This is a genomic window from Curtobacterium sp. MMLR14_010, from assembly GCF_001865015.1.
Taxonomy (GTDB): domain Bacteria; phylum Actinomycetota; class Actinomycetes; order Actinomycetales; family Microbacteriaceae; genus Curtobacterium.
The window spans coordinates 202,329-225,983 of the sequence record NZ_MJGV01000079.1; the positions used below are offsets into that span (position 1 = coordinate 202,329).

A 23,655-nucleotide genomic window follows, 5' to 3' on the forward strand; every position below is an offset into this window, starting at 1 on the left:
CCGCTCCGATACACATGTATCACGGGTCTCGGTTCCGGCTGGGTCGGTGGTCCCGAGCTGTGGACTACCGTCGGGGCGGACGCCGCGACGCCGCGGCACGGGAGGAAAACTGCACATGGAGTACCGCTACCTCGGCAACTCGGGCCTCAAGGTCTCCGAGATCACCTACGGCAACTGGCTGACCCACGCGTCCCAGGTCGAGAACGACGCGGCGATCGCCTGCGTCCGTGCCGCGCTCGACGTCGGCATCTCGACGTTCGACACCGCCGACGTCTACGCGAACACCGGCGCCGAGACCGTCCTCGGCGAAGCCCTCAAGGGGGAGCGTCGCCAGTCGCTCGAGATCGCGACGAAGGTCTTCGGCCCCACCGGCCCGAAGCAGCACAACGACACCGGGCTGTCGCGCAAGCACATCCTCGAGTCGATCGACGGCTCGCTCGGCCGCCTGCAGACCGACTACGTCGACCTGTACCAGGCGCACCGCTACGACCACGAGACCCCGCTCGAAGAGACCATGCAGGCGTTCGCCGACATCGTCCGCCAGGGCAAGGTCCTCTACGTCGGCGTCTCCGAGTGGACCGCCGACCAGCTCCGCGCCGGTGCTGCGCTCGCGAAGGAGCTCGGCTTCCAGCTCATCTCGAACCAGCCGCAGTACTCCGCGCTGTACCGGGTCATCGAGGCCGAGGTCGTCCCGACCTCGAAGGAACTCGGCATCTCGCAGATCGTCTGGTCGCCCATCGCCCAGGGCGTGCTCACCGGCAAGTACAAGCCGGGGCAGCCGCTGCCCGAGGGGTCCCGTGCGACCGACGACAAGGGCGGCGCGGACATGATCAAGCGCTTCATGCGTGACGAGGTCCTGTCGTCCGTGCAGGAGCTCGAGCCCGTCGCGAAGGAGCTGGACCTGTCGATGGCACAGCTCGCCGTTGCGTGGGTGCTGCAGAACGAGAACGTCGCCTCGGCGATCATCGGTGCGTCGCGACCGGAGCAGGTGCACGACAACGCCGGCGCCGCTGGCGTGACGATCCCGGCCGAGCTGATGTCCCGCATCGACGACGCACTCGGTGGTGTCGTGGAGAGCGACCCGGCGAAGACGAACGACAGCAGCCCGAAGACCCGCGAGGCCTGAGGCTCGGCGGCTCGATCGGCATCCGGTGCCGATCGGCGTCGCACCACCCGGATCGGCTCGCACCACGGACTTCCGCGGTGCGAGCCGACTTCGGTTGTGCGGGTGCGATCAACGCCGACCGTTGACGCACGCACGCACGAAACCCGGAACGAAGAAGAGCCCCTCGCTTTCGCGAGAGGCTCTTCACCATGTGGCTGGACGCGGCGTCGATCCGCGGACCTTTCGATTTTCAGTCGAACGCTCTACCAACTGAGCTACCCAGCCGTGGCGACCCTGACGGGACTTGAACCCGCGACCTCCGCCGTGACAGGGCGGCACGCTAACCAGCTGCGCTACAGGGCCATATGGAATTACTTGATCGTACAGTCTTGCTCGGTGTTGCTTCGCACTACGTTACTTGCTCACTCCGGAGAGTGACCCCAACGGGATTCGAACCCGTGCTGCCGCCGTGAAAGGGCGGTGTCCTAGGCCACTAAACGATAGGGCCGCAAGCAGTGCATCGCGCTACCGATGGACAAGCATACGGATGCCTCGCCCTGTTGCCAAATCGGACCCGTCCGAGCGGGTCCGCCCGGCGTGTCGCGCTGTCGGGCTGCCTCCGTCGGACTTCACTCACCGTGGAGCACTGGCTCCGATTCTGCGCTGTCGATGATCGAGTGCGACCATCGTCGTCGGCCCGTACCCCTCCTCCGAGGGGCTGCATCGGGTCGGCACCTGTTGTTACTGTTGCGTCTGTTAACAGTGTTACGTGCGTGAGCCTTGCCGCGCTGTTACGAAATCGAGATACATGTCGACCTCATTCCCGCAGTCCCGCCGCTTCCGCCGCCGCCTCGTCGCCGCCGCGGTCGCTGTCGTGCTCACCGCAGGGACCCTCGCCGTGGTCGGACCCGTCGGGGCCGCCTCTGCCGCGTCGTACCCGAGCTGGGACGACGTGCAGTCCGCCAAGGCCTCGGCCTCCGCGCAGCAGGACAAGGTGACCGAGATCCGCGGTCTCATCGCCGGGCTGGAGTCCGAGGCGTCGGCGAAGCAGAAGTCCGCCGCGGCTGCCGGTGCGGCGTACCAGACGGCGCAGACGGCCTTCGACGAGGCCACGCTCAAGCAGCAGAAGCTCCAGGGCCAGGCCGACGACGCCGAGAAGACCGCGGCCCAGTCCGAGGAGCAGGCCGGTCAGCTGGCCGCGCAGCTCGGGCGCGCGAGCTCGAGCGACGTGACGACCGACATCCTCACGCACCCCACGAAGTCCGGCGACCTGCTCTACGAACTCGGCGCGATGTCGAAGCTCAGCGAGCAGGCGGACGGCATCTACTCCCAGGCGTCGCAGGACCGGGGCACCGCTCAGGCCCTCGCCGACAAGTCCGAGGTCGCCAAGAAGGCCCTCGGTGAGCTGGCCGACGCCGCGCAGCAGAAGATGGTGGCAGCGCAGTCCGCCGCCGAGTCCGCACAGCGTGCCGTCGACGCCCAGAACGCCAACCAGGAGCGCCTCGAGTCGCAGCTCACCCTGCTGACCAGCACCGCGACCAACGTCGAGGCCAAGTACAAGAAGGGCGTCCAGGTCGAGAAGGCCCGACAGGCGGCCCTCGCGAAGAAGCGTGCCGAGGCGGCTGCGGCCGCGGCAGCCGCAGCAGCGTCCGCAGCACAGTCCGCCGGCACGCCCGTCGTGGTCGCCGGCGGCACCGCGAACTCGTCCGGGTGGGTCCGTCCCTCCGCCGGGTACCAGACGAGCCCCTACGGCTACCGGGTCGACCCGTACACGCACGCGCACGCCCTGCACGCCGGTGTCGACCTGGCGCCGGCCTGCTACTCCCCGATCTACGCCGCGGCGTCCGGCACCGTGGTGTTCGCGGGCAACGGCGGCGGCTACGGCAACGAGGTCATCCTCGACAACGGCGGCGGGATCTCCACCGCCTACGGGCACGTCGTCGACGGCGGCATCATGGTCGCGAGCGGCCAGCACGTCGAGGCCGGCCAGCAGATCGCCCAGGTCGGTTCGACCGGGTGGTCGACCGGCTGCCACCTCCACTTCGAGACCCGCGTCAACGGCGCTGCCATCGACCCGGTCCCCTTCATGGCTGCGCGGGGGATCTCGGTATGACCGTGTGCGCGCCCGAGAGGCCCTGACACCACATGAAGAAGCCTGCGCGTTCCCTCGCCTGCGGCATCGCCACCGCCACCCTGATCGGCATCGGGCTGTCGGTGTCGATCGTCGGACCGGCCGAGGCGGCACCGAAGGCCCCGTCGTGGGCGGACGTGCAGGCAGCGAAGGCCGACCAGGCCGACACGCAGCAGACGGTCGACGAGCTCGCATCCCGGCTGGGGTCGCTGCAGGACGCCGCAGACGCCGCCGGCGTCGTGGTGCAGCAGGCCGGTCAGACGTACTCGCTCGCTGCGTCGAAGCAGCAGGAGGCACAGTCGACGCTCGATGACCTCAGCGCGCAGTCGAAGCGGGCGACGGCGAAGGCCGAGGACTCCTCGGCAGAGGTCGCGGCCCTCGTGGTCGAGCTCTCCCGCTCCGGCGGCGGAGACCTCTCAACGAGCTTGCTCCTCGACGACGGCGACGCGAAGGACCTGCTCTACCAGGTCGGGACGATGTCCCACCTGTCCGAGCGGTCCGCGACGGCCCTCGCCCGCGCTGAGGCGGACCAGAAGACCGTCAGTGCCCTCGCCGCGCAGAAGTCGAAGGCGACCAGGGCGCTCGCTGAAGCCACCGAGACCACGAAGTCCACGCTCGACGCCGCGAACGCCGCCGCAGCCGCCGCGAGCGGGCGACTCGAGAAGAGCCAGGCGCAGCAGGGCAAGGTGCTCGAGCAGCTCGCGTTCCTCAAGGGCACCACGGCCGACGCCGAGAGCGCCTACTACACCGCACAGCGCGCCGAGCGGGCCGAAGCGCAGCTCGCCGCACGGACCACGACGACCGGCAACGGGGCCACCACGACGACGTCGTCCGGCACGAAGAGCACGACCGGCGCCACGGCCGGCGGCGGCACGAAGTCCGGCGGCGGCACCACGGCCAGCGGCGGCTCCGAGTCGGGCGGCGGCACGTCCGGCGACACCACGCCGAGCGGCTCGGGCGCCGCCCCGGCTCCTGCGCCCGCTCCCAAGCCAGCGCCCGCCCCCAAGCCCGCCCCGGCGCCGAAGCCCGCCCCGGCACCTGCCCCAGCTCCCGCCCCCGCTCCCAAGCCCGCCCCAGCGCCCGCACCGGCTCCCGCCCCGAGCTCCCCGTCCAAGGCCGCGGGCGCCATCGCGTTCGCCCGCGCGCAGCTCGGCAAGCCCTACCTCATCAACGGCGCCGGACCGAACTCCTGGGACTGCTCCGGCCTCGTGATGATGGCCTACAACTCGCAGGGCATCGCCACCGGTGGCCACAACGTGGTCTGGCAGTACAACTACTTCGGCAGCATCGGCCGTCTCGTGCCGATCTCGCAGCGCCAGCCGGGCGACATCCTCTTCTACTCGCACACTGGAACCGCGTCGGGCGGTTACCACGACTCGATCTACACCGGCGGCGGCATGATGGTCGAGGCCGCGCGCCCCGGCGTCGGCGTCGTCGAGCGGGCCATCTGGCTGCCGAACGACCTGCTGCCCTACGTCGCCCGCCCGAGCGGCTCCCTGTAGGCAGCACGTCGCGCCCCGCCGCGAACACCGCGCCCCGTCGCACCCGGGCGCGATGACGACTCGGGGGCGCCATGCACGACGCCTGCCGCAGAAGCACCCGAGCGGCGACGCGAGCGCACACGCACACGCAGAACGGCCCGGCCCCACGAGGGGACCGGGCCGTTCGCGCGTCAGCAGACGGGCGTCAGTGACCAGCGGGCACGTACGCGGCCTGGCCGGCCGTGACGATGGCCTCGGCCTCGGCGGCGTCGCCCCAGCCCTCGGCCTTGACCCACTTGTTCGGCTCGAGGTCCTTGTAGCGCTCGAAGAAGTGCGCGATCTCGGCCTTCGTCTGCTCGTCGACGTCCGAGATGTCCTGGATGTGCGCCCAGCGCGGGTCCTTCGCGGGGACCACGAGGACCTTGGCGTCGATGCCGGCCTCGTCGCTCATCTTGAAGACGCCGACGGGGCGGACCTTCACACCGACGCCCGGGAAGGTCGGGTACTCGAGCAGCAGCAGGGCGTCCACGGGGTCACCGTCGTCCGCCAGGGTCTGCTCGAAGAAGCCGTAGTCCGTCGGGTAGACGAACGACGTGAACAGCACGCGGTCGAGGTAGACGCGACCGGTCTCGTGGTCCACCTCGTACTTGTTGCGGCTGCCCTTGGGGATCTCGACGACGACGTCGTACGCGGCCATTGGTTGCTCCTGGTCTGTCGGTTGCACGGGAAAGCGCGGCTAACGTTACCGGGTGAACTCTCCGCGTCCCCGGTTGGATCCCGCAGTCGCCGGCACACGCCGAGCCGTGCGCGACCTCCTCGCCAGGGCGCGAACCGAGGGCATCCTCCGTGACGGGGACCTGGTGCTCGTCGCCCTGAGCGGCGGACCGGACTCCGTCGCCCTCGCCGCGGCCACCGCGTTCGAGGCCCCGAAGCAGGACCTCCGCGCCGGCGCGGTCATCGTCGACCACGCGCTCCAGGCGGGATCCGAGGCGGTGGCGAGCCGAGCCTCCAGGCAGGCCACCGAGCTAGGACTGGCACCGGTCGAGGTCCGCAGGGTCGCCGTCGGCTCCGACGGTGGTCCGGAGGGCGCCGCCCGGGAGGCTCGCCACGCGTCGATCGCGCAGGTCGCGTCCGCCACCGGGTCGCCGCTGGTGCTGTTCGGGCACACCCTCGACGACCAGGCCGAGACGGTGCTGCTCGGACTGCTGCGTGGCAGCGGGCCGGACAGCCTGTCCGGCATGCCGCCGCTGGCGCGTCGGACGGACGGGCCGACCTACGGGCGGCCGCTGCTGGCCGTCCGGCGGCCCACGACCCGGCAGGCGTGCGCCGCCGCCGGGCTGGCCCCGTGGCACGACCCGCAGAACGACGACCCGGCGTACACACGGGTGCGGGTCCGCACGACGGTGCTGCCCGCGCTCGAACGGGAGCTCGGAGCCGACGTCGCCGAGGCCCTGGCGCGCACGGCCGACCAGCTGCGCGAGGACTCGGCCGCGCTCGACCACTTCGCCGAGGAGATGGCCGAGGACCTCGCCGAGCACTCCGAGGCCGGCATCTCGCTGTCGGTGCGGGAGCTCGCGGCGAACCCCCCGGCGCTCCGGCAGCGGCTGGTGCGCCTGGCCGTCGAGAGCGAGTTCGGCGTGACGCTGTCCCGCGTCCAGACGCTCGAGGTCTGCCGACTCGTCACCGACTGGAGCGGGCAGGGGCCGATCGACCTGCCGGGTGTCCGTGCCTCCCGCGACGGCGACCGCCTGTCGTTCAGCGCCGGGCACTGAGTCCGCGGGCCGTTAGGCTTGGCGCGTGGAACTCTCCGACGTGCAGGACGACCTCTCCGAAGTGCTCTTCACCCCCGAGCAGATCGACGACAAGATCGCCGAGCTGGCCGCGGCGGTCGACCGCGACTACGCCGACCGGGACCCGCTGCTCGTCGGCGTCCTGAAGGGCGCGGTCATGGTGATGGCGGACTTCTCGCGGCACCTGACCCTGCAGGCGAAGATGGACTGGATGGCGGTGTCGTCCTACGGCTCCGGCACGAAGTCGTCCGGCGTCGTGCGGATCCTCAAGGACCTCGACACCGACCTGCACGGCCGCGACGTCATCATCGTCGAGGACATCATCGACTCCGGGCTGACGCTGTCCTGGCTCAAGCAGAACCTCGAGTCCCGCGGGGCCGCGAGCGTCGAGATCGTCGCACTGCTGCGCAAGCCAGAGGCAGCGAAGGTCGAGGTCGACGTCCGCTACGTCGGCTTCGACATCCCGGACGCCTTCGTCGTCGGCTTCGGCCTGGACTACGACGAGCGCTACCGCAACCTGCGCGGCATCGGGGTCCTCGCCCCGCACGTCTACTCCTGACGGACGTCCAGTCCCGCTGACGCACCGTCCAGCCCCCCTGGCGAACCGTCCAGTTCGCCCGCAGAGGACACCCACTCTCGCCACAGAGTCGCAGCCGTATGCTGACCTGCACGCAACTTCGGCAGAGAAAGGTGTCGGGCACTCTGCCCGGATCACATGGACTTCAAGCGCATCTTCCGCGGACCGTACGTCTGGGTACTGCTCGCGCTCGTGGGGATCATCGTCGGGTGGCAGCTCCTGTCGTCGACCGGTACCTCCCAGATCGACACGCAGAAGGGGCTCGAGCAGCTCGCTGACGGCAAGGTGTCCTCCGCCGTCGTGAACTCGACCGACCAGCGCGTCGACCTCATCCTCAAGGACGGCGGCGCGACGGAGCAGTTCTACTACTCCGAGCCGCGCGGGCCGGAGGTCGTCGACGCCATCGCGCAGGCCGACCTGCCGAAGGGCTACAACGACACCGTCCAGCAGTCGAACTGGTTCGTCACGCTCATCCTGACGCTCCTGCCGTTCCTGCTCATCGGTGCGCTGTTCTGGTTCCTCATCGCCAACTCGCAGGGCGGCGGGTCGAAGGTCATGCAGTTCGGCAAGTCCAAGGCGAAGATGAACAACAAGGAGAACCCGCAGGTCTCCTTCTCCGACGTCGCCGGTGCGGACGAGGCCATCGAGGAGCTCCACGAGATCAAGGAGTTCCTCAAGGAGCCCGCCAAGTTCCAGGCCGTCGGCGCCAAGATCCCGAAGGGCGTGCTGCTGTACGGCCCTCCCGGAACCGGCAAGACCCTGCTCGCACGCGCCGTCGCCGGCGAAGCGGGCGTGCCGTTCTACTCGATCTCCGGGTCGGACTTCGTCGAGATGTTCGTCGGTGTCGGTGCGAGCCGTGTCCGTGACCTCTTCGACCAGGCCAAGCAGAACTCCCCGGCCATCGTCTTCATCGACGAGATCGACGCCGTGGGTCGTCACCGTGGCGCCGGCATCGGCGGCGGCAACGACGAGCGCGAGCAGACGCTCAACCAGCTCCTCGTCGAGATGGACGGCTTCGACGGCAAGACGAACGTCATCCTCATCGCCGCGACCAACCGTCCCGACGTCCTCGACCCTGCGCTCCTGCGTCCGGGCCGCTTCGACCGCCAGATCGGCGTCGACGCACCGGGCCTGCAGGGCCGCAAGCAGATCCTCGAGGTCCACTCGAAGGGCAAGCCGCTCGCTGCCGGGGTCGACCTGGAGCTCCTCGCCCGCAAGACGCCGGGCTTCACCGGTGCCGACCTGGCCAACGTGCTGAACGAGGCCGCGCTGCTGACCGCCCGGTCGAACGCGCAGCTCATCGACAACCGTGCCCTGGACGAGGCCGTCGACCGCGTGATGGCCGGCCCGCAGCGCCGCACGCGCATCATGTCCGACCAGGAACGCCTGATCACCGCCTACCACGAGGGCGGCCACGCACTCGCGGCAGCGGCGATGCGGCACACAGACCCGGTCACGAAGATCACGATCCTGCCGCGCGGCCGTGCCCTCGGCTACACGATGGTGCTCCCGCTCGAGGACAAGTACTCCGTCACGCGCAACGAACTGCTCGACCAGCTCACCTACGCCATGGGTGGCCGCGTAGCCGAGGAGATCGTCTTCCACGACCCGACCACGGGTGCGTCGAACGACATCGAGAAGGCCACCGGCACCGCTCGCAAGATGGTCACCGAGTACGGCATGAGCCGTGCCGTCGGGTCCGTCAAGCTCGGCGCCGGGTCGACCGAGCCGTTCGTCGGCCGCGACATGAGCGGTGGGACCGGGCGCGACTACTCGGAGAACATCGCCGAGACCGTCGACGCCGAGACCCGCGCGCTGCTCGAGGCCGCACACGACGAGGCCTACCAGGTGCTCAACGACAACCGTGACCTGCTCGACCGCCTGGCCGGTGAGCTCCTCGAGAAGGAGACGCTGGACGCACCGGAGCTCGTGGAGCTGTTCAAGGACGTCCGCAAGCTCCCCGAGCGCCCGCAGTGGCTCTCGAGCGAGAAGCGACCGGTGAGCGACCTGCCCGCCATCGCCGTCCCCGGCAAGGCCGCGAACACCGCCGCCGAGCAGGAGACCGAGGCGTCGAAGAACCGTCGGGCCCGTCCGTTCGGCAACCCGGGCATCGCACCCGCGTAGCCGGCATGACGGACCTGCCGACGAGACGGGATCGCCGCCGAGGTGGTGCCACGTCCGTCGGAGGACGGACCCGCGTGATGGGGATCCTCAACGTCACGCCGGACTCGTTCTCCGACGGCGGGCTGCACCAGGCGTACGACAGTGCCCTGGCGCACGCTCGTGAACTCGTCGCGACCGGTGCCGACATCGTCGACGTCGGCGGGGAGTCCACCCGGCCAGGCGCCGAACGCGTCCCCGTGGACGTCGAGCAGGAGCGGGTGCTGCCCGTCGTCCAGCAGCTCGTCGCCGAGGGCGTGCCGGTCAGCATCGACACGATGAACGCCAGCACCGCCGAACGTGCGGTCGAGCTCGGCGCCGTGATCGTGAACGACGTCTCCGGCGGGCTCGCCGACCAGGACATGGCCCGCGTGGTCGCCGCGACGGGCACCGGGTTCGTGGTCATGCACTGGCGCGGGCACAGCGACCGGATGTACCGCGACGCCGTCTACGAGCACGCGGTGGACGAGGTCCGGCGCGAGGTCGAGATGCGCGTCGCCGAGCTCATCGTGCTCGGCGTGCGCCAGGAGCAGGTCGTCATCGACCCGGGTCTCGGCTTCGCCAAGCAGGGCGTGCAGAACTGGGAGATCCTCGCCGGGTACGAGCGCTTCGCCTCGATCGGGTTGCCCGTGCTCGTCGCCGCCTCGCGGAAGCGGTTCCTCGACGGCATCGGCAGCGCCGAGGGTGCTCCACCGAAGGACCGTGACCTCGCCACGGCGGCCATCAGCCTGTTGGCCGCCGAACGAGGCGCCTGGGGCGTGCGCGTGCACGACCCCGCACCGACCCGCGCCGTCCTGGACGTGTGGGAAGCCTGGAGGGCAGCTCGATCGTGAACGACACCATCCGCCTCGTCGGAGTCCGTGCCCGTGGCAACCACGGCGTCTTCGACCACGAGCGCGCCGACGGCCAGGAGTTCGTCGTCGACGTCGCGGTCGAGGTCGACGCCCGAGCCGCCGCCGGCACCGACGACCTCGACCGCACGGTGCACTACGGGGTCCTCGCCGAGCAGGTCGTCGCCGAGATCGAGCGCGACCCGGTCGACCTCATCGAGACCCTCGCCGAGCGGATCGCCGCCGCCGTGCTCACCCACCGCGCCGCCCTGGCCACCGAGGTCACCGTCCACAAGCCGCAGGCACCGATCACCGTGCCGTTCACCGACGTGTCGATCACGATCCGCCGCGAGCGGACCGTCGAGCGGACCGTCGAGCGGACCGTCGAGCAGACCCCCGAGCACGACGCCGCCGTCAACTACGGCGCGGCCGGCTACGGAGCCCGCGCGTGAGTCGTGCCGTCATCGCTCTCGGCGCCAACCTCGGCGACCGGGGCAGCACGCTCCGCGCCGCGGCCGCCGCCGTCGCCGCGGTCCCCGGCGTCCGACCGGTGGCGTCCAGCCACGAGGTCGAGTCGGTCGCCGTGACCCTCGACGGCCCGGACACGGCGAAGCCCCGGTACCGCAACGCCGTCGTCGTCGTGGACACCGACCTGGGGCCGCAGGAGCTCCTCGACGCGCTGCACGCCATCGAGGACGCCCACGGCCGTACCCGCGAGGTCCGCTGGGGTGACCGCACGCTCGACCTCGACGTCGTCGCGCTGCAGGACGACGACGGCACGGACGTGCTCGTCGACACCGCGACCCTGACCGTGCCGCACCCCCGGGCCCGCGAGCGGGCGTTCGTCCTCGCGCCGTGGCACGACGCCGACCCCGCGGCCGTGCTGCCCGGCGCCGGACCGGTGGCCGACCTGCTCGCCGCGGTCGGCGACGACACCGAGCGCGTCGACGAGCCGCGCCTCTTCGACGAGCCGACCCGAGCCTCCCGTCCGACCGACGCCACCGCCGACGCGGCCGCGCCGACCGACGCGACCGCCCACGCGACGCCACCCGGAGCCGCCTCGTGAAGCCGACCCGCGCCTCCACCCTCATCAGCGTCGCGGTGGTCGCGGCCGTGGCCGGGTTCGCCCTCGACGCCGCACTCGCCTCCCGCCAGGCCCCGACGCTCATCCTCTCCGCCCCGCTCGGCCTGACGCTCGCGTTCATCGGCATCGCCCTCGTGTTCATGGCGCTCCCGATCCGTCGACAGGTCCGGGGGCGTGCCGTGCGCCGCGTGGACCCGCACTACGCGACCCGCGTGGTGGTGCTGGCGAAGGCCTCGAGCATCTGCGGCGCCCTGTTCGGCGCGCTGGCGCTCGGACTGATCGTGTACCTCCTGACCCGCGCGGTCCTGCCTTCGCTAGGCTCGACCCTGCCGAACGCCGTGGCGGTCGGAGGCGGGATCGTGCTCACCGTGTGCGCGCTCGTCGCCGAACGCATGTGCATCGTCCCCCTGGACGATGACGACCACGACGACCCGCGCGGCGGCACGGCGGTGCACTGACCGACGGCCGCACGACCACCGCGCGACGGCCGACCCACGCCACACCACAGGAGGCCGCGATGCCGCGCGAACGACTCGACGAGCCCGGCCTCGGCCTGACCGGTGTGGACTGGACCCGGGTGTCCTCCAAGCTCGTCTGGACCGAGCTCATCACGACCGTGCTGGCCGGTGTCGTCGTCACCGTGGGCTGCGTGCTCATCGGCGTCGCGAGCGGTGGCCCGGGTGAGACGGCCGGCCTCGTCTGGACCCTCATCGGCGTCGCGATCGGGATCATCACGCTGGTCACGGCCGTCCTCACGCCGCGCCGGGTCCGTGCGATCGGGTACGCCCTCCGTGACGACGACTTCGTGCTCCGCAAGGGCCTCATGTGGCAGCGCTTCACCGCGGTGCCGTACGGCCGCCTGCAGCTCGTCGACGTGAACCGCGGTCCGCTCGACCGGGCGCTCGGCATGAGCGAGCTGAAGTTCGTGACCGCCGCGGCGTCGACGAACGTCCGGATCCCGGGCATCCCCGCCGAACGTGCCGACGAACTCCGCGACCGACTCGTCGAGCTCGCCGAGTCCCGTCGCGCCGGGCTGTAGGGACCGACGTGACCTTCCGACCCGGGCCACCGCCGCCCGCACCGCCCGCCCCGAACCGCCGGGGGAACGCGGCCGCGGCAGCGCCCCTGACCGACGGGGAGTGGCACCGGCTGCACCCGCTGACGCCGCTGCTGCGCGGCGGGATCTTCCTCGTCGTCGTGCTCGGCATCGTCGTGAACAACCTCCGCGACACCCTCGTCGAGACCTTCATCCCGGGCAGCGGGTCCCGCGAGCAGGGCGACCCCGTCCGCTACGTCTGGGAGCACGGCGCGTTCGGCTGGGTGCTGCTCGGGATCGCGGTGTTCCTGGTCGTGCTGATCGGCCTGTTCTACCTGTCCTGGCGCATGCACGAGTTCCGCGTCACCGGCGAGATCGTCGAGGTGCGCTCCGGCGTCCTCTTCCGCAACCACCGCAAGGCCCGACTCGACCGGATCCAGGGCATCAACATCACCCGTCCGCTGATCCCGCGCCTGTTCGGCACGGCGAAGCTCGAGATCGCGCAGGCCGGCAACGACGCCAACGTGCAGCTCGCGTACCTCGGGGCGAAGGCCTCGGACGACCTCCGGCAGCGCATCCTGTCGCTGGCGTCCGGCGCACGTGACGAGCCCGAGGAGACCGCCACCGGTCGCCGGTACTCCTCGGACGGCGTCGTGTCGGACCGCGTCTACGAGTTCCTGTCACCCGAGCTCGACGCCGACGCCGTACACGCCACCCGCATCGTGAAGGTCAAGCCAGGGCGCCTGATCGCTTCGATGCTGCTCTCGGGCACGACCGTGGTGATCCTGGCGCTGGTCGCCGCGATCATCGTCAGCATCGCGCTGACGGGGGAGTACTTCCTGCTCGTCACGCTGTTCCCCGCCGTCATCGGCAGCGGCGGCTACTACGTGCGCAAGTTCTCGAAGTCGCTGCAGTACACGATCGCCGACACCCGCGACGGCATCCGGATCGGCTTCGGCCTGGTCTCGACCACGAACGAGACCCTGCCGCCCGGCCGCATCCACGCCGTGAGCGTCGCGCAGCCGTTGCTCTGGCGCCCGTTCGGCTGGTGGGACGTCCGCATCAACCGCGCGACCAACGCCGGCAACGGAGCGTCGAGCAACCAGCAGGTGTCGTCGATCGTCCTCCCCGTGGGGACCGCGGCCGACGTCCGGCAGGTGCTCGAGATCATCCTGCCGGCACTCGTCGGGTCCGCGGTCGTCGGACCGGAGGCCTCGAAGGACCGCCTCCGCGAAGGTTCCGCCGAAGCCGTCAGCGTCGTCGACGACAGCCTCACCACGACCGGGGACGCCGGCGGCTTCGTGCACTCGCCGCGTCGGGGCCGCTGGCTCCGCCCCCTGTCCGCGCGCCGCAACGGGTACCGCTTCGTCGAGGGCGCCGTGCTGCTCCGCCTCGGCGCCGTCTGGCGCTCGCTCGTCGTCGTCCCGCTGCCCCGCGTCCAGAGCGTCCGCGTCGAGCAGGGTCCGTTGGAGCGTGCGCTCCGCCTGGCCTCGGTCCACGTCCACACCGTCTCGGGTCCGGTCGCCGCGCGCGTCGGTGCGCTCGACGCCAAGGACGCCCAACTCCTGTGGTCCGGCACGGCCGAACGCGCCGTCGAGGCAGCGGCCACCGACACCTCCCACCGCTGGCGGTCCCGCGGACCCGCAGCAGCCGACGGCCAGGAGGCTCGCCCCACCCCCGACGCGCACCCTGCGGTCCCGCAGGCGGCCCGCCCAGGGCGCACCGTGCCTCCCGGCTGGCAGGACGTCCCCGGGACGGGAGCCGCCCGGTGAGGGCGGGACGGCTGGGAGTCGGCGTCGTCGGCGCAGGACGGGTCGGTCCGGTGCTCGGAGCGGCGCTGGCGAACGCGGAGCACGCGGTCGTCGGCATCACCGCCGTCTCGATGTCGAGCGTCGACCGCGCCGAGGCCCTGCTGCCCGGCGTCCCCGTCCTCACGACGCCGGAGCTGGTGGAGCGCAGCGAGCTCGTGCTGCTCGCGGTGCCGGACGACCAGCTCGCGGAGCTCGTGCAGGGACTGGCCGACGCGGGCATCTGGCAGCCGGGGCAGCTAGTCGTGCACACGAGCCCGGACCACGGTGTGGGCATCCTGGCGCCCGCGATGGCCGCCGGCGCGATCCCGCTCGCCATCCACCCCGCGATGGCGTTCACCGGGACGAGCGTCGACCTGTCCCGGCTGCGGGACGCCTACTGCGCCGTGACCGCCCCCGGACCCGTGCTCCCCATCGCCCAGGCGCTCGTGGTCGAGATGGGGGCAGAGCCCTTCGTCGTCGCCGAGCAGGACCGGCCCGCGTACGCTGATGCCGTGCGCGCCGCCGTGAGCTTCTCGACCGCCATCGTGGACCAGTCCGCCGGCACGCTGTCCTCGATCGGGGTGGAGCGCCCCGGTCGGGTCCTCGGAGCGCTCGTGCGGTCTGCGGTCGACAACGCGCTGACGGCGGCGGACGGGCAGTCGGCGCTGTGACGAACGGTCCGTTCCGCATCACCACCGCCCAGGCCAAGGTCGGGTACGTCGTGGGTGCCACCGTCGTCGAGGTCCTGCTCGCGCTGCTGCTCTTCGCGCTCGGCGTGCCCGACGTCGCCGTCCCGTTCCTGGCCGCCGTCGGCCTCGTCGCGATGGTCGTGGTCGGCGTGCGGGTGTTCCGCGGGGACGACGAACCCGTCGCGCCGCCGCGTGCGTGGTGGCGGATGACCGCGAGGCCGTTCGCCGGGTTCCTGCTGGCGGCGTACTTCGTCGCCGACGGGGTGCTCGCGCGTTCGAGTGTGTCGGGTGGCTTCGACGCGGCCGGCACCGTCGTGATGCTCCTCGTCGCGGCGGCGTACCTCGGCTCCTCGGTGACCCTGCTCGTGCTGCGGTCCCAGGGCCGCGCGCCCGCCGGGGCCTTCCGCACGGGAGGGGCCGCGTCCCGCGGGTGACGGTCTCCCGACGTCGCTCCGGCCCGTCCGGTCCATACCCGTCTGCGCGAGTGGTCGCAACTCCCCGCTCACCTCCGCCGAGCGGTCACGGTCCGTCGCTCGCCCGGGGCTGAACCGACGTTCCATGACCGCTCGAGGGCGCTTCAGGCGGAACTCGATGATCCCGGCCCTCCGGCGCGGGGTGGGTTGACCTCGGGTCACGCCTGGACCGCGAGCGCGTCGGCACATCCCGCGGAGTTCCTCGTGGTGCCGTGTCATGTCGTCGACGCCGCTGATGAAGTCACCGCCCGGGTCGTTGAGCTGGCACTCGACCACGGTGTAGTCGGCAGGAGCTCCCGCATGGGCTCCGAGGCAAAGCGCGATCGCGGTCAGAGCGGTGGCGCGGACGTGACTGAATTCGATTCCCATGCTGGTGCCTATGCACCGTGCGTCCACGGTTGCGCTCGCTCGCGGTGACGGGCGGCGGGGCGCTGGCCGGTAGCATCGACGCGATCCCCCACGACCTCCGGAGCCGCACCCCATGACCGACGAGACCGCCACCACCGACACCGCGATCGCCGACGCCGCCGCCCTGGCCGAACAGGAGACGAACGAGCAGCGTCAGGTCCGGCTCGACAAGCGCGCGCGGCTGCTCGAGGCCGGGATCGAGGCCTACCCCGCCGAGCTCCCGATCACCGCGACGATCCCCGCGGTCCGGGCGCAGCACGAGCACCTGGAGACCGGCGAGGAGACCCAGGACGTCGTCGGGATCGCCGGGCGCATCGTGTTCTCCCGGAACACCGGCAAGCTCTGCTTCGCGTCCCTGCAGTCGGGCGACGGCCAGCGCATCCAGGCGATGGTGTCCCTCGCCGAGGTGGGCGAGGACTCCCTGGCGCGGTGGAAGGAGTACGTCGACCTCGGCGACCACGTGTTCGTGCACGGTCGCGTGATCTCGTCGCGTCGTGGCGAGCTGAGCATCATGGTCGACGAGTGGGCGATCGCGGCGAAGGCGATCCTGCCGCTGCCGAACCTGCACAACGAACTCAACGAGGAGACCCGGGTCCGCCAGCGGTACCTCGACCTCATCGTCCGCGACCAGGCCCGCGCGACCGTCCGTGCCCGTGCCGCCGTGATGGCGTCGCTCCGCCAGACGTTCACCGGCCACGAGTACCTCGAGGTCGAGACCCCGATGCTGCAGACCCAGCACGGTGGTGCCTCCGCCCGGCCCTTCGTCACGCACTCGAACGCCTTCGACACGGAGCTCTACCTGCGCATCGCGCCGGAGCTCTTCCTGAAGCGGGCCGTCGTCGGCGGGATCGACCGCGTCTTCGAGATCAACCGCAACTTCCGGAACGAGGGCGCCGACTCGTCGCACTCGCCGGAGTTCGCGATGGTCGAGGCCTACCAGGCGTACGGCAACTACGAGCAGATGGCCGACCTGACCCAAGAGCTCGTGCAGAACGCCACGCGAGCGGTGACCGGTGGGCCCCTCGAGGTCACGCTGCCCGACGGCACCGCGTACGACCTCGGTGGTGAGTGGCCCCGCATCGACATGTACGGCTCCCTGTCCGAGGCAGCCGGTCGTGAGATCACGCCGGAGACCCCGCTCGCCGAGCTGCAGGAGCTCGCGGCCGCCGAGGGTGTCGAGGTCGCGCACGCCACCCACGGCAAGTACGTCGAGGAGCTCTGGGAGCACTTCGTCATCGACTCACTCGACCGCCCGACGTTCGTGATGAACTTCCCGGTCGACACCTCACCGCTGACCCGCGAGCACCGCACCCGCCCGGGCATCGTCGAGAAGTGGGACCTGTACATCCGCGGGTTCGAGCTCGCGACGGCCTACTCGGAGCTCGTCGACCCCGTCGTGCAGCGCGAGCGCTTCGTCGAGCAGGCCAAGCTCGCCGCGGGCGGCGACCCCGAGGCCATGCGCGTCGACGAGGAGTTCCTGCGGGCGCTCGAGCACGCCATGCCGCCGTCCGGCGGCATGGGCATGGGCGTCGACCGCCTGCTCATGGCGATCACCGGCCTCGGCATCCGCGAGACGATCCTGTTCCCGCTGGTCAAGTGAGCCGGACAGGAGGCTCGGTGCGCGTCGGACGCACACCGAGCCTCCCGAGATGGCGCGGTACGATGACCGCGTGCCGCATGGAGTCGTGACCGGGATCATCTTCGCGCTGACGCCGACCGTCGTGGTCGGCCTCGTGTTCTGGTTCGTCATGCGCGCGATCATGCGAGCGGACCGCAACGAGCGGTCCGCGTACGCCAAGGTCGAGGCCGAGGAGCGCGCCCGCTTCGAGCGGGTCCACGGCACCTCCGCACCCACGTCGACGCCCTCGGAGTAGTCCGACACGTCCCGGTCGTCCGGCGTTCACACCGCTGTTGCCGGCCGGTGTGACGATCTCCGCATGTCCCTCATGCAGATGTTCCGTTCTCGCAGCCTCGTCGGTGACATCGAGAGCGAGTACGACGAGTACGACCGTGACGCCGACCTCGAGGTCTCGAAGCGTCGATCCGGGTGGCTCGAACCGTCCTGGTGACCCCCACGCACCTGCTCTTCGGGGTACGGAGGCCGGATCGCACTGATCCGGACCGACGTACCCCTTTTTGATGTCCGCGAAGCGCTGTGCCCCGGGGTACACCCGCCGAAACCCGCCGGACACATGCTGACATCGGCGGAAAGACGGCACGAACCGCGGACTTCCGCGGAAGTCGACGAGAAATGCCGTCAGCATCGTGTACCCCTCCCCATGGGGTGGCGATGGTGAAGCACGGAGATCCCTGGGAATCGATCCAACGGGTTTGTGGGGTACACCTCGGGACCGCTTTACTCGGTCTCACCCGACGAGGGCCAACACCGTCGAATGCAGGGAGAGTCACATGACGATCGCAACGGCAACGCCGAGCACCACCTCACGCCGCACCAAGAAGGCAACCGCCAAGACCGACTCCGCCAAGGTCGAGAGCACGACGCTCGACGCCGCAGCAGCCGAGGTCGAGGCAGACGAGCAGCTCGCCGGCGTCCGTGGTGCATCCGTCGACCAGGTCGGTGACTACCTGCGCCACATCGGGCGTCTCGCACTCCTCACCGCCGAGGAAGAAGCCGACATCGCCCGTCGCATCGAGGTCGGCCTGTTCGCCGGCGAGAAGCTCGCGACCGAGCAGGGCCTGCCGAAGGCGCTGCAGCGTGAGCTCAAGTGGCTCGTCCGTGACGGTGAGCGTGCCAAGGAGCGGATGATCACCTCGAACCTGCGCCTCGTCGTCAGCATCGCCAAGCGCTACTCCCAGCGCGGCCTGCCGTTCATGGACGTCATCCAGGAGGGCAACCTCGGGCTGGTCCGTGCAGTCGAGAAGTTCGACTTCACGCAGGGCTACAAGTTCTCCACGTACGCCACCTGGTGGATCCGTCAGGCCATCTCCCGCGGCCTGGCCGACAAGGCCCGCACGATCCGCATCCCGGTGCACACCGTCGAGCTGATCAACAAGATCTCCCGCACCGAGCGTGACCTCACCGTCGACCTCGGCCGTGCGCCGATGCCCGACGAGGTCGCCGCCGAGCTGAGCATGAGCGTCGAGGAACTCGTCGACCTCAAGGGCCGCTCGCACGAGCCGGTCTCGATCCACACCGTCGTCGGTGACTCGGACGACAGCGAGCTGGGCGACTTCATCGAAGACGAGGACGCCGCGTCCCCGAACGAGCTCACCGAGACGACGCTCCTGCACCGCGACATCCGCTCGATCGTCGCGGAGCTCCCGAGCGACGAGGCCAACGTGATCCGCATGCGCTACGGCCTCGACGACGACAAGCCGATGACGCTCGACGAGATCTCGAAGATCGTGCACACGACCCGTCAGGCCGTCAGCCGCGTCGAGTCCCGCGCGAAGCTCCGCCTGTTCGCCAAGGCGGTCTCGCAGGACATGCAGCTGTACCTGACCGAGTAGGTCTCAGCAGTGCTCCCGACGCCCTCGACTCCGGTCGGGGGCGTCGTTGCGTCCGGGTGGGGTCACTCCTCGACCTCGCGCCGGAGCTTCTGGCGTAGGTCGCTGGGGATGAGCTCCACGAGCTGGTCCGGGCGTACCGGGAGGTCGAGCAGGCTGAGCTTCACCCGGCCGGTCCGCCCGTGTCGCTCGGCGTCGAGCCGCACCACGCTGCCGGCGTCCTTCCGCAGGCGCATGTCGATCTGGGCGCCGGTGGCCACCTCGCCCACGACGAGCCCGTCGACCTCGAGCGCGGCGCTCCTGGTGCCCTCGGCGATGTCGAAGCGGTAGCGCTCCCGCGCCGCGAGGACGACGGCGCGGTCGATCCCGGCCATCGGGGCCACCGGGGTCACGACGGAGCCGGAGAGCGCGGGGGAGAGCACCGGCCCGCCCGCCGCGTAGTTGTAGGCGGTCGACCCGGCAGGCGTCGCCGCGACGATGGCGTCCGCCCGGTAGTACCCGTAGCCGAGGCCGCCCACGCTGAGGTCGGCCGAGACCTGCCCGGAACCCGGGCGCCGCACGATCGTCAGGTCGTTGAACGCCAGGTAGTCCGTGCGTGCCCCGCTCCAGGCCAGTCGCGCTTCGAGAGCGTGGTGCGGTTCGAGCTGGTACTCGCCCGCCGACAGTCGTTCGAGCGCCGCTTCGAGCTCCGGCGGCTCGATCTCCACCAGGAAGCCCACGTTGCCGTAGTTCACGCCGAGCACGGGTACCGGGCGCTTCGCCACGAGTCGCATGGCGCCGAGCATGGTGCCGTCGCCGCCCAGTGCGACGACGAGGTCCACGGTTGCGGTGAAGTCGTCGTCCTCGACCACCTCGATCGTGTCGCCGATGCGGGCGGCGTCGATGCGCCGGGCAACCAGACGACCGAGCCCGGAGGAGTTCCAGCGCCGCAGGGTCGTGACGGACTCCTGCACGTTCTTGGTCGGGTGGACGACGAGGCCGACGACGGGCTGCTCCATGGCCGGATGCTACCGGGCGGACCTGCGCCCGGCAGGGGACTCCTGAGGAACGGCTTCCATACACACACGAAACACGATATTCTGTATGGATGCAGACTGCCGCCCTCTCCGTTGCCGTGCCCACCCTCCGTCACGGTCGCGAGATCGTGCTCCTCGCCGAGCACGAGTCGCAGGACTCGGGCTTCGGCTTCGTCGACGCAGAGCACCTCCTCGTCGCGGCGGTCGTCCTGTGTAGCGGCATGCCGCGGCTCGCTGCGGTGCTCGATGCCCACGGTGTCACGCCGGCGCGGGTTCGGGAGTCCATCCGGGTCTTCGTCGGCGCGGGGTCCGTCCCGTACCCGTCGGAAGCGGACCGCATCGTGTGCACGCCGGCCGGAGCCCGGGTGCTGGCTCGAGCGGCGCAGATCGCGGGCCCCGACGAGCGAGTTCGACCGCACCACGTGGTCCTCGCCGTGCTCGACGGCATCGACGACCCGTTGATGGGAGCCGCCAACGACGTGTTGGAGCGCCTCGGCGTCGAGCCCCGTCGCTTCCGCCGCGCGATCCGACGGGCGGCCCGCCGCTCCTGACGTCACCACCGGCGGACCGCAGCCTCTCCGCCGGACGCGCACCGAGCCTCCCGGCGGTCCGCTCGTCACCGCTGAACGCACCCACCGAACCCAGGTCACGCCCACGGCGAACAGGGGCAGCCCCGGGGCGGAGCGCTGGTTACTCTCGAAGTACTTGGCCGGACTCACACGAGACCGGCACAGCTGTCGGCTCCGATCGCAGGGGCCAAGGGAGAGCACATGTTCGAGAGATTCACCGACCGGGCCCGTCGTGTTGTCGTCCTCGCTCAAGAAGAAGCGAAGATGCTCAACCACAACTACATCGGGACCGAGCACATCCTCCTCGGCCTGATCCACGAGGGCGAGGGCGTCGCTGCCAAGGCGCTGGAGTCGCTCGGCATCTCGCTCGATGCCGTCCGTGAGCAGGTCCAGGACATCATCGGCCAGGGCCAGCAGCAGCCGACCGGGCACATCCCGTTCACGCCGCGCGCCAAGAAGGTGCTCGAGCTGTCCCTGCGCGAGGCGCTGCAGCTCGGCCACAACTACATCGGCACGGAGCACATCCTGCTCGGCCTGATCCGCGAGGGCGAGGGTGTCGCAGCCCAGGTCCTCGTGAAGCTCGGCGCCGACCTGAACCGGGTGCGCCAGCAGGTCATCCAGCTCCTGTCCGGCTACCAGGGCAAGGAAGCGGTCGCCGTCGGCGGCGAGCAGCAGCAGAACGCGCAGCAGGGTTCGCAGGTCCTCGACCAGTTCGGTCGGAACCTCACCCAGGCCGCGCGTGACGGCAAGCTCGACCCGGTCATCGGGCGCGAGAAGGAGATGGAGCGGGTCATGCAGATCCTCTCCCGCCGCTCCAAGAACAACCCCGTCCTGATCGGCGAGCCCGGTGTCGGCAAGACCGCCGTCGTCGAGGGCCTCGCCCAGGCGATCGTCAAGGGCGACGTGCCCGAGACGCTCAAGGACAAGCAGCTCTACTCGCTCGACCTCGGATCGCTCATCGCCGGGTCCCGCTACCGCGGTGACTTCGAGGAGCGCCTGAAGAAGGTCACGAAGGAGATCCGCACCCGCGGCGACATCATCGTCTTCATCGACGAGATCCACACGCTGGTCGGTGCCGGTGCTGCCGAGGGCGCGATCGACGCCGCGTCGATCCTCAAGCCCCTCCTTGCTCGTGGTGAGCTCCAGACCATCGGTGCCACCACGCTCGACGAGTACCGCAAGCACTTCGAGAAGGACGCAGCACTCGAGCGTCGCTTCCAGTCGGTGCAGGTCAACGAGCCGTCGCTGCCCCACACCATCAACATCCTCAAGGGCCTCCGCGACAAGTACGAGGCGTTCCACAAGGTGTCCATCACCGACGGGGCGATCGTCTCCGCGGCGAACCTGGCGGACCGCTACGTGCAGGACCGCTTCCTGCCCGACAAGGCCATCGACCTGATCGACGAGGCCGGCGCCCGCCTGCGTCTGTCGATCCTGTCGGCGCCGCCGGAGCTCCGCGAGTTCGACGAGAAGATCTCGACGGTCCGCGGGTCGAAGGAAGCCGCCATCGAGGAGCAGGACTTCGAGAAGGCCGCGTCGCTGCGTGACGAGGAGAAGAAGCTCCTCGGCGAGCGTCTCCGCCTCGAGAAGCAGTGGCGTGCCGGTGACGTCGCCGCGTCCGGCACCGTCGACGAGGGCATCATCGCCGAGGTCCTGGCGCAGGCCACGGGCATCCCGGTGTTCAAGCTCACGGAGGAGGAGACCTCGCGTCTCGTCTTCATGGAGAAGGCCCTGCACCAGCGCGTCATCGGTCAGGAAGAGGCCATCTCGGCCCTGTCCAAGACGATCCGCCGCACCCGCGCCGGCCTCAAGGACCCGAACCGCCCATCGGGTTCGTTCATCTTCGCCGGCCCCACGGGCGTCGGCAAGACCGAGCTCGCCAAGGCGCTCGCGGAGTTCCTGTTCGACGACGAGGGCGCACTGATCTCCCTCGACATGTCGGAGTTCGGCGAGAAGCACACCGTCTCGCGCCTGTTCGGTGCCCCTCCCGGGTTCGTCGGGTTCGAGGAGGGCGGCCAGCTCACCGAGAAGGTGCGCCGCAAGCCGTTCTCCGTGGTCCTGTTCGACGAGATCGAGAAGGCCCACCCGGACATCTTCAACTCGCTGCTGCAGGTCCTCGAAGAGGGTCGACTGACCGATGGTCAGGGCCGCGTGGTCGACTTCAAGAACACCGTCATCATCATGACCACGAACCTCGGTTCGCAGGGCATCGCCGGTGGCCCGGTGGGCTTCCAGGTCGAGGGTGACTCGGGCGTCGGCTACGACCGGATGCGCGCGAAGGTGAACGAAGAGCTGAAGAAGCACTTCAAGCCCGAGTTCCTGAACCGCGTCGACGACACGATCGTGTTCCCGCAGCTGTCGCAGCCCGAGCTGCTGCAGATCGTGGACCTGTTCGTGAAGCGCCTGTCCGACCGCATGCTGGACCGCGACATGACCGTCGAGCTGACGGTCCCGGCCAAGGAGCAGCTCATCAAGGTCGGGTTCGACCCCGCCCTCGGTGCTCGCCCCCTGCGCCGCGCGATGCAGCACGAGGTCGAGGACCAGCTGTCCGAGCACATCCTGCAGGGTGAGCTCACGGCCGGTGACCACGTGAAGGTCGACTTCCGCGAGGGCAAGTTCGAGTTCGAGACCGGGCGTCAGCCGGGTCGCGAAGAGGTCCTCGCCGGTGCGGCGGCCGTTGAGGCCGGCACCGACGCGGCCCCGCAGGGCGAGATCGAGTCCTAGGAGTCACACCAGACAGACGGGAGGCCCGGTGCCAGCTGGCACCGGGCCTCCCGTCTGTCGTCGTCGTGCGGGTGGGTCAGATCTGGTCGTCGCGTTCAGCGTCGCTCGCGACGTCGCTGTCGGCCGTGCCGTCGGAATCACCGGTCAGTCCGTCAGCCAGACCGTTGGTCTGGTCGAAGGCGTGCCCGATCGATTCGTCGTTGAGATCGGCGAGGGACCCGTTGTCCTCGCGGTGTTCCGGGTTGGTGTCCTTGTCCATGCGGCGGACGGTACGCCGACGACGTCGATCCGTTCCCAGCGCACATGACGGGAGGCGCGGTGCCA

General features: G+C 70.4%; 23 protein-coding genes and 3 tRNA genes. 20 read left to right on the forward strand and 6 right to left on the reverse strand.

What is annotated here, in order from left to right; translation table 11 throughout:
* The first annotated feature begins 115 nt into the window (after positions 1 to 115).
* Entirely contained in the window at positions 116 to 1,126 is a 1,011-nt protein-coding gene (locus BIU98_RS16100) for an aldo/keto reductase family protein (protein WP_071278803.1), read from the forward strand.
* Between the two features lie 191 nt (positions 1,127 to 1,317).
* Here BIU98_RS16100 and BIU98_RS16105 read toward each other — a convergent pair.
* From BIU98_RS16105 to BIU98_RS16115, 3 genes are all read right to left on the reverse strand, one after another.
* A tRNA-Phe gene (locus tag BIU98_RS16105) sits at positions 1,318 to 1,390 on the reverse strand.
* 1 nt (position 1,391) lies between these two features.
* Positions 1,392 to 1,468, reverse strand: a tRNA-Asp gene (locus BIU98_RS16110).
* Positions 1,469 to 1,540: 72 nt separating this feature from the next.
* A tRNA-Glu gene (locus BIU98_RS16115) sits at positions 1,541 to 1,613 on the reverse strand.
* Between the two features lie 300 nt (positions 1,614 to 1,913).
* Here BIU98_RS16115 and BIU98_RS16120 point away from each other — a divergent pair.
* Positions 1,914 to 3,218, forward strand: a complete 1,305-nt coding sequence (locus BIU98_RS16120) for a M23 family metallopeptidase (RefSeq protein WP_071278805.1) — start codon at positions 1,914 to 1,916, stop codon at positions 3,216 to 3,218.
* 32 nt (positions 3,219 to 3,250) lie between these two features.
* Positions 3,251 to 4,738, forward strand: coding sequence for an NlpC/P60 family protein (locus BIU98_RS16125; RefSeq protein WP_071278807.1), 1,488 nt, complete (start codon positions 3,251 to 3,253; stop codon positions 4,736 to 4,738).
* A 184-nt stretch (positions 4,739 to 4,922) separates the two neighbouring features.
* On the opposite strand, the gene BIU98_RS16130 is transcribed toward BIU98_RS16125, so the two are convergent.
* Positions 4,923 to 5,414: an inorganic diphosphatase gene (locus BIU98_RS16130; RefSeq protein ID WP_071278809.1), complete on the reverse strand. Its 492-nt coding sequence runs from the start codon at positions 5,412 to 5,414 to the stop codon at positions 4,923 to 4,925.
* Positions 5,415 to 5,466: 52 nt separating this feature from the next.
* On the opposite strand from BIU98_RS16130, the gene tilS reads away from it, so the two are divergent.
* From tilS to BIU98_RS16200, 15 genes are all read left to right on the forward strand, one after another.
* On the forward strand, positions 5,467 to 6,489 hold the full coding sequence (gene tilS / locus BIU98_RS16135) for a tRNA lysidine(34) synthetase TilS (protein ID WP_071278811.1): 1,023 nt from the start codon (positions 5,467 to 5,469) through the stop codon (positions 6,487 to 6,489).
* Positions 6,490 to 6,514: 25 nt separating this feature from the next.
* Positions 6,515 to 7,066, forward strand: a complete 552-nt coding sequence (hpt, locus tag BIU98_RS16140; RefSeq protein WP_071278813.1) for a hypoxanthine phosphoribosyltransferase — start codon at positions 6,515 to 6,517, stop codon at positions 7,064 to 7,066.
* 156 nt (positions 7,067 to 7,222) lie between these two features.
* Positions 7,223 to 9,208: an ATP-dependent zinc metalloprotease FtsH gene (gene ftsH / locus BIU98_RS16145; protein ID WP_071278815.1), complete on the forward strand. Its 1,986-nt coding sequence runs from the start codon at positions 7,223 to 7,225 to the stop codon at positions 9,206 to 9,208.
* 77 nt (positions 9,209 to 9,285) lie between these two features.
* A complete protein-coding gene (gene folP, locus BIU98_RS16150) occupies positions 9,286 to 10,077 on the forward strand; it encodes a dihydropteroate synthase (protein ID WP_071278817.1) in 792 nt (263 codons plus the stop codon).
* Positions 10,074 to 10,526, forward strand: coding sequence for a dihydroneopterin aldolase (gene folB / locus BIU98_RS16155; RefSeq protein ID WP_254787973.1), 453 nt, complete (start codon positions 10,074 to 10,076; stop codon positions 10,524 to 10,526). Before folP ends, folB begins: the two co-directional genes overlap by 4 nt.
* Positions 10,523 to 11,140 carry a 2-amino-4-hydroxy-6-hydroxymethyldihydropteridine diphosphokinase gene (gene folK, locus BIU98_RS16160; protein ID WP_083393323.1) on the forward strand — a complete coding sequence of 206 codons (618 nt, stop codon included), beginning with the start codon at positions 10,523 to 10,525 and terminating at the stop codon, positions 11,138 to 11,140. The genes folB and folK overlap by 4 nt, the downstream gene beginning before the upstream one ends.
* Entirely contained in the window at positions 11,137 to 11,616 is a 480-nt protein-coding gene (locus BIU98_RS16165) for a DUF3180 domain-containing protein (protein WP_071278819.1), read from the forward strand. Before folK ends, BIU98_RS16165 begins: the two co-directional genes overlap by 4 nt.
* 59 nt (positions 11,617 to 11,675) lie before the next feature.
* Positions 11,676 to 12,197 (forward strand): PH domain-containing protein, encoded by a 522-nt coding sequence (locus BIU98_RS16170; protein WP_071278821.1) that lies wholly within the window; start codon positions 11,676 to 11,678, stop codon positions 12,195 to 12,197.
* 8 nt (positions 12,198 to 12,205) lie between these two features.
* The gene (locus tag BIU98_RS16175) at positions 12,206 to 13,966 is read left to right on the forward strand and encodes a PH domain-containing protein (RefSeq protein ID WP_071278823.1); all 1,761 of its coding nucleotides are present in this window, start codon (positions 12,206 to 12,208) and stop codon (positions 13,964 to 13,966) included.
* Positions 13,930 to 14,655 (forward strand): Rossmann-like and DUF2520 domain-containing protein, encoded by a 726-nt coding sequence (locus BIU98_RS16180; RefSeq protein WP_071279223.1) that lies wholly within the window; start codon positions 13,930 to 13,932, stop codon positions 14,653 to 14,655. Before BIU98_RS16175 ends, BIU98_RS16180 begins: the two co-directional genes overlap by 37 nt.
* Positions 14,652 to 15,107 carry a hypothetical protein gene (locus BIU98_RS16185; RefSeq protein ID WP_071278825.1) on the forward strand — a complete coding sequence of 152 codons (456 nt, stop codon included), beginning with the start codon at positions 14,652 to 14,654 and terminating at the stop codon, positions 15,105 to 15,107. Before BIU98_RS16180 ends, BIU98_RS16185 begins: the two co-directional genes overlap by 4 nt.
* A 520-nt stretch (positions 15,108 to 15,627) precedes the next feature.
* Positions 15,628 to 17,154 carry a lysine--tRNA ligase gene (gene lysS / locus BIU98_RS16190; protein WP_071278827.1) on the forward strand — a complete coding sequence of 509 codons (1,527 nt, stop codon included), beginning with the start codon at positions 15,628 to 15,630 and terminating at the stop codon, positions 17,152 to 17,154.
* A gap of 49 nt (positions 17,155 to 17,203) precedes the next feature.
* Positions 17,204 to 17,428: a hypothetical protein gene (locus BIU98_RS16195; protein WP_071278829.1), complete on the forward strand. Its 225-nt coding sequence runs from the start codon at positions 17,204 to 17,206 to the stop codon at positions 17,426 to 17,428.
* Between the two features lie 63 nt (positions 17,429 to 17,491).
* Entirely contained in the window at positions 17,492 to 17,623 is a 132-nt protein-coding gene (locus BIU98_RS20005; RefSeq protein WP_302847985.1) for a hypothetical protein, read from the forward strand.
* A gap of 340 nt (positions 17,624 to 17,963) precedes the next feature.
* A complete protein-coding gene (locus tag BIU98_RS16200) occupies positions 17,964 to 19,025 on the forward strand; it encodes a sigma-70 family RNA polymerase sigma factor (protein ID WP_071278831.1) in 1,062 nt (353 codons plus the stop codon).
* Between the two features lie 62 nt (positions 19,026 to 19,087).
* Here the strand turns inward: BIU98_RS16200 and BIU98_RS16205 are convergent, their stop codons facing one another.
* Positions 19,088 to 20,020, reverse strand: a complete 933-nt coding sequence (locus BIU98_RS16205) for an NAD(+)/NADH kinase (RefSeq protein ID WP_071278833.1) — start codon at positions 20,018 to 20,020, stop codon at positions 19,088 to 19,090.
* Positions 20,021 to 20,109: 89 nt separating this feature from the next.
* On the opposite strand from BIU98_RS16205, the gene BIU98_RS16210 reads away from it, so the two are divergent.
* Both BIU98_RS16210 and BIU98_RS16215 read left to right on the forward strand, forming a co-directional pair.
* Entirely contained in the window at positions 20,110 to 20,589 is a 480-nt protein-coding gene (locus BIU98_RS16210) for a Clp protease N-terminal domain-containing protein (protein WP_071278835.1), read from the forward strand.
* A 219-nt stretch (positions 20,590 to 20,808) separates the two neighbouring features.
* Positions 20,809 to 23,331 carry an ATP-dependent Clp protease ATP-binding subunit gene (locus BIU98_RS16215; protein WP_071278837.1) on the forward strand — a complete coding sequence of 841 codons (2,523 nt, stop codon included), beginning with the start codon at positions 20,809 to 20,811 and terminating at the stop codon, positions 23,329 to 23,331.
* 76 nt (positions 23,332 to 23,407) lie between these two features.
* Here BIU98_RS16215 and BIU98_RS19920 read toward each other — a convergent pair whose 3' ends face one another.
* Positions 23,408 to 23,590, reverse strand: a complete 183-nt coding sequence (locus BIU98_RS19920) for a hypothetical protein (protein ID WP_071278839.1) — start codon at positions 23,588 to 23,590, stop codon at positions 23,408 to 23,410.
* Positions 23,591 to 23,655: the final 65 nt, after the last annotated feature.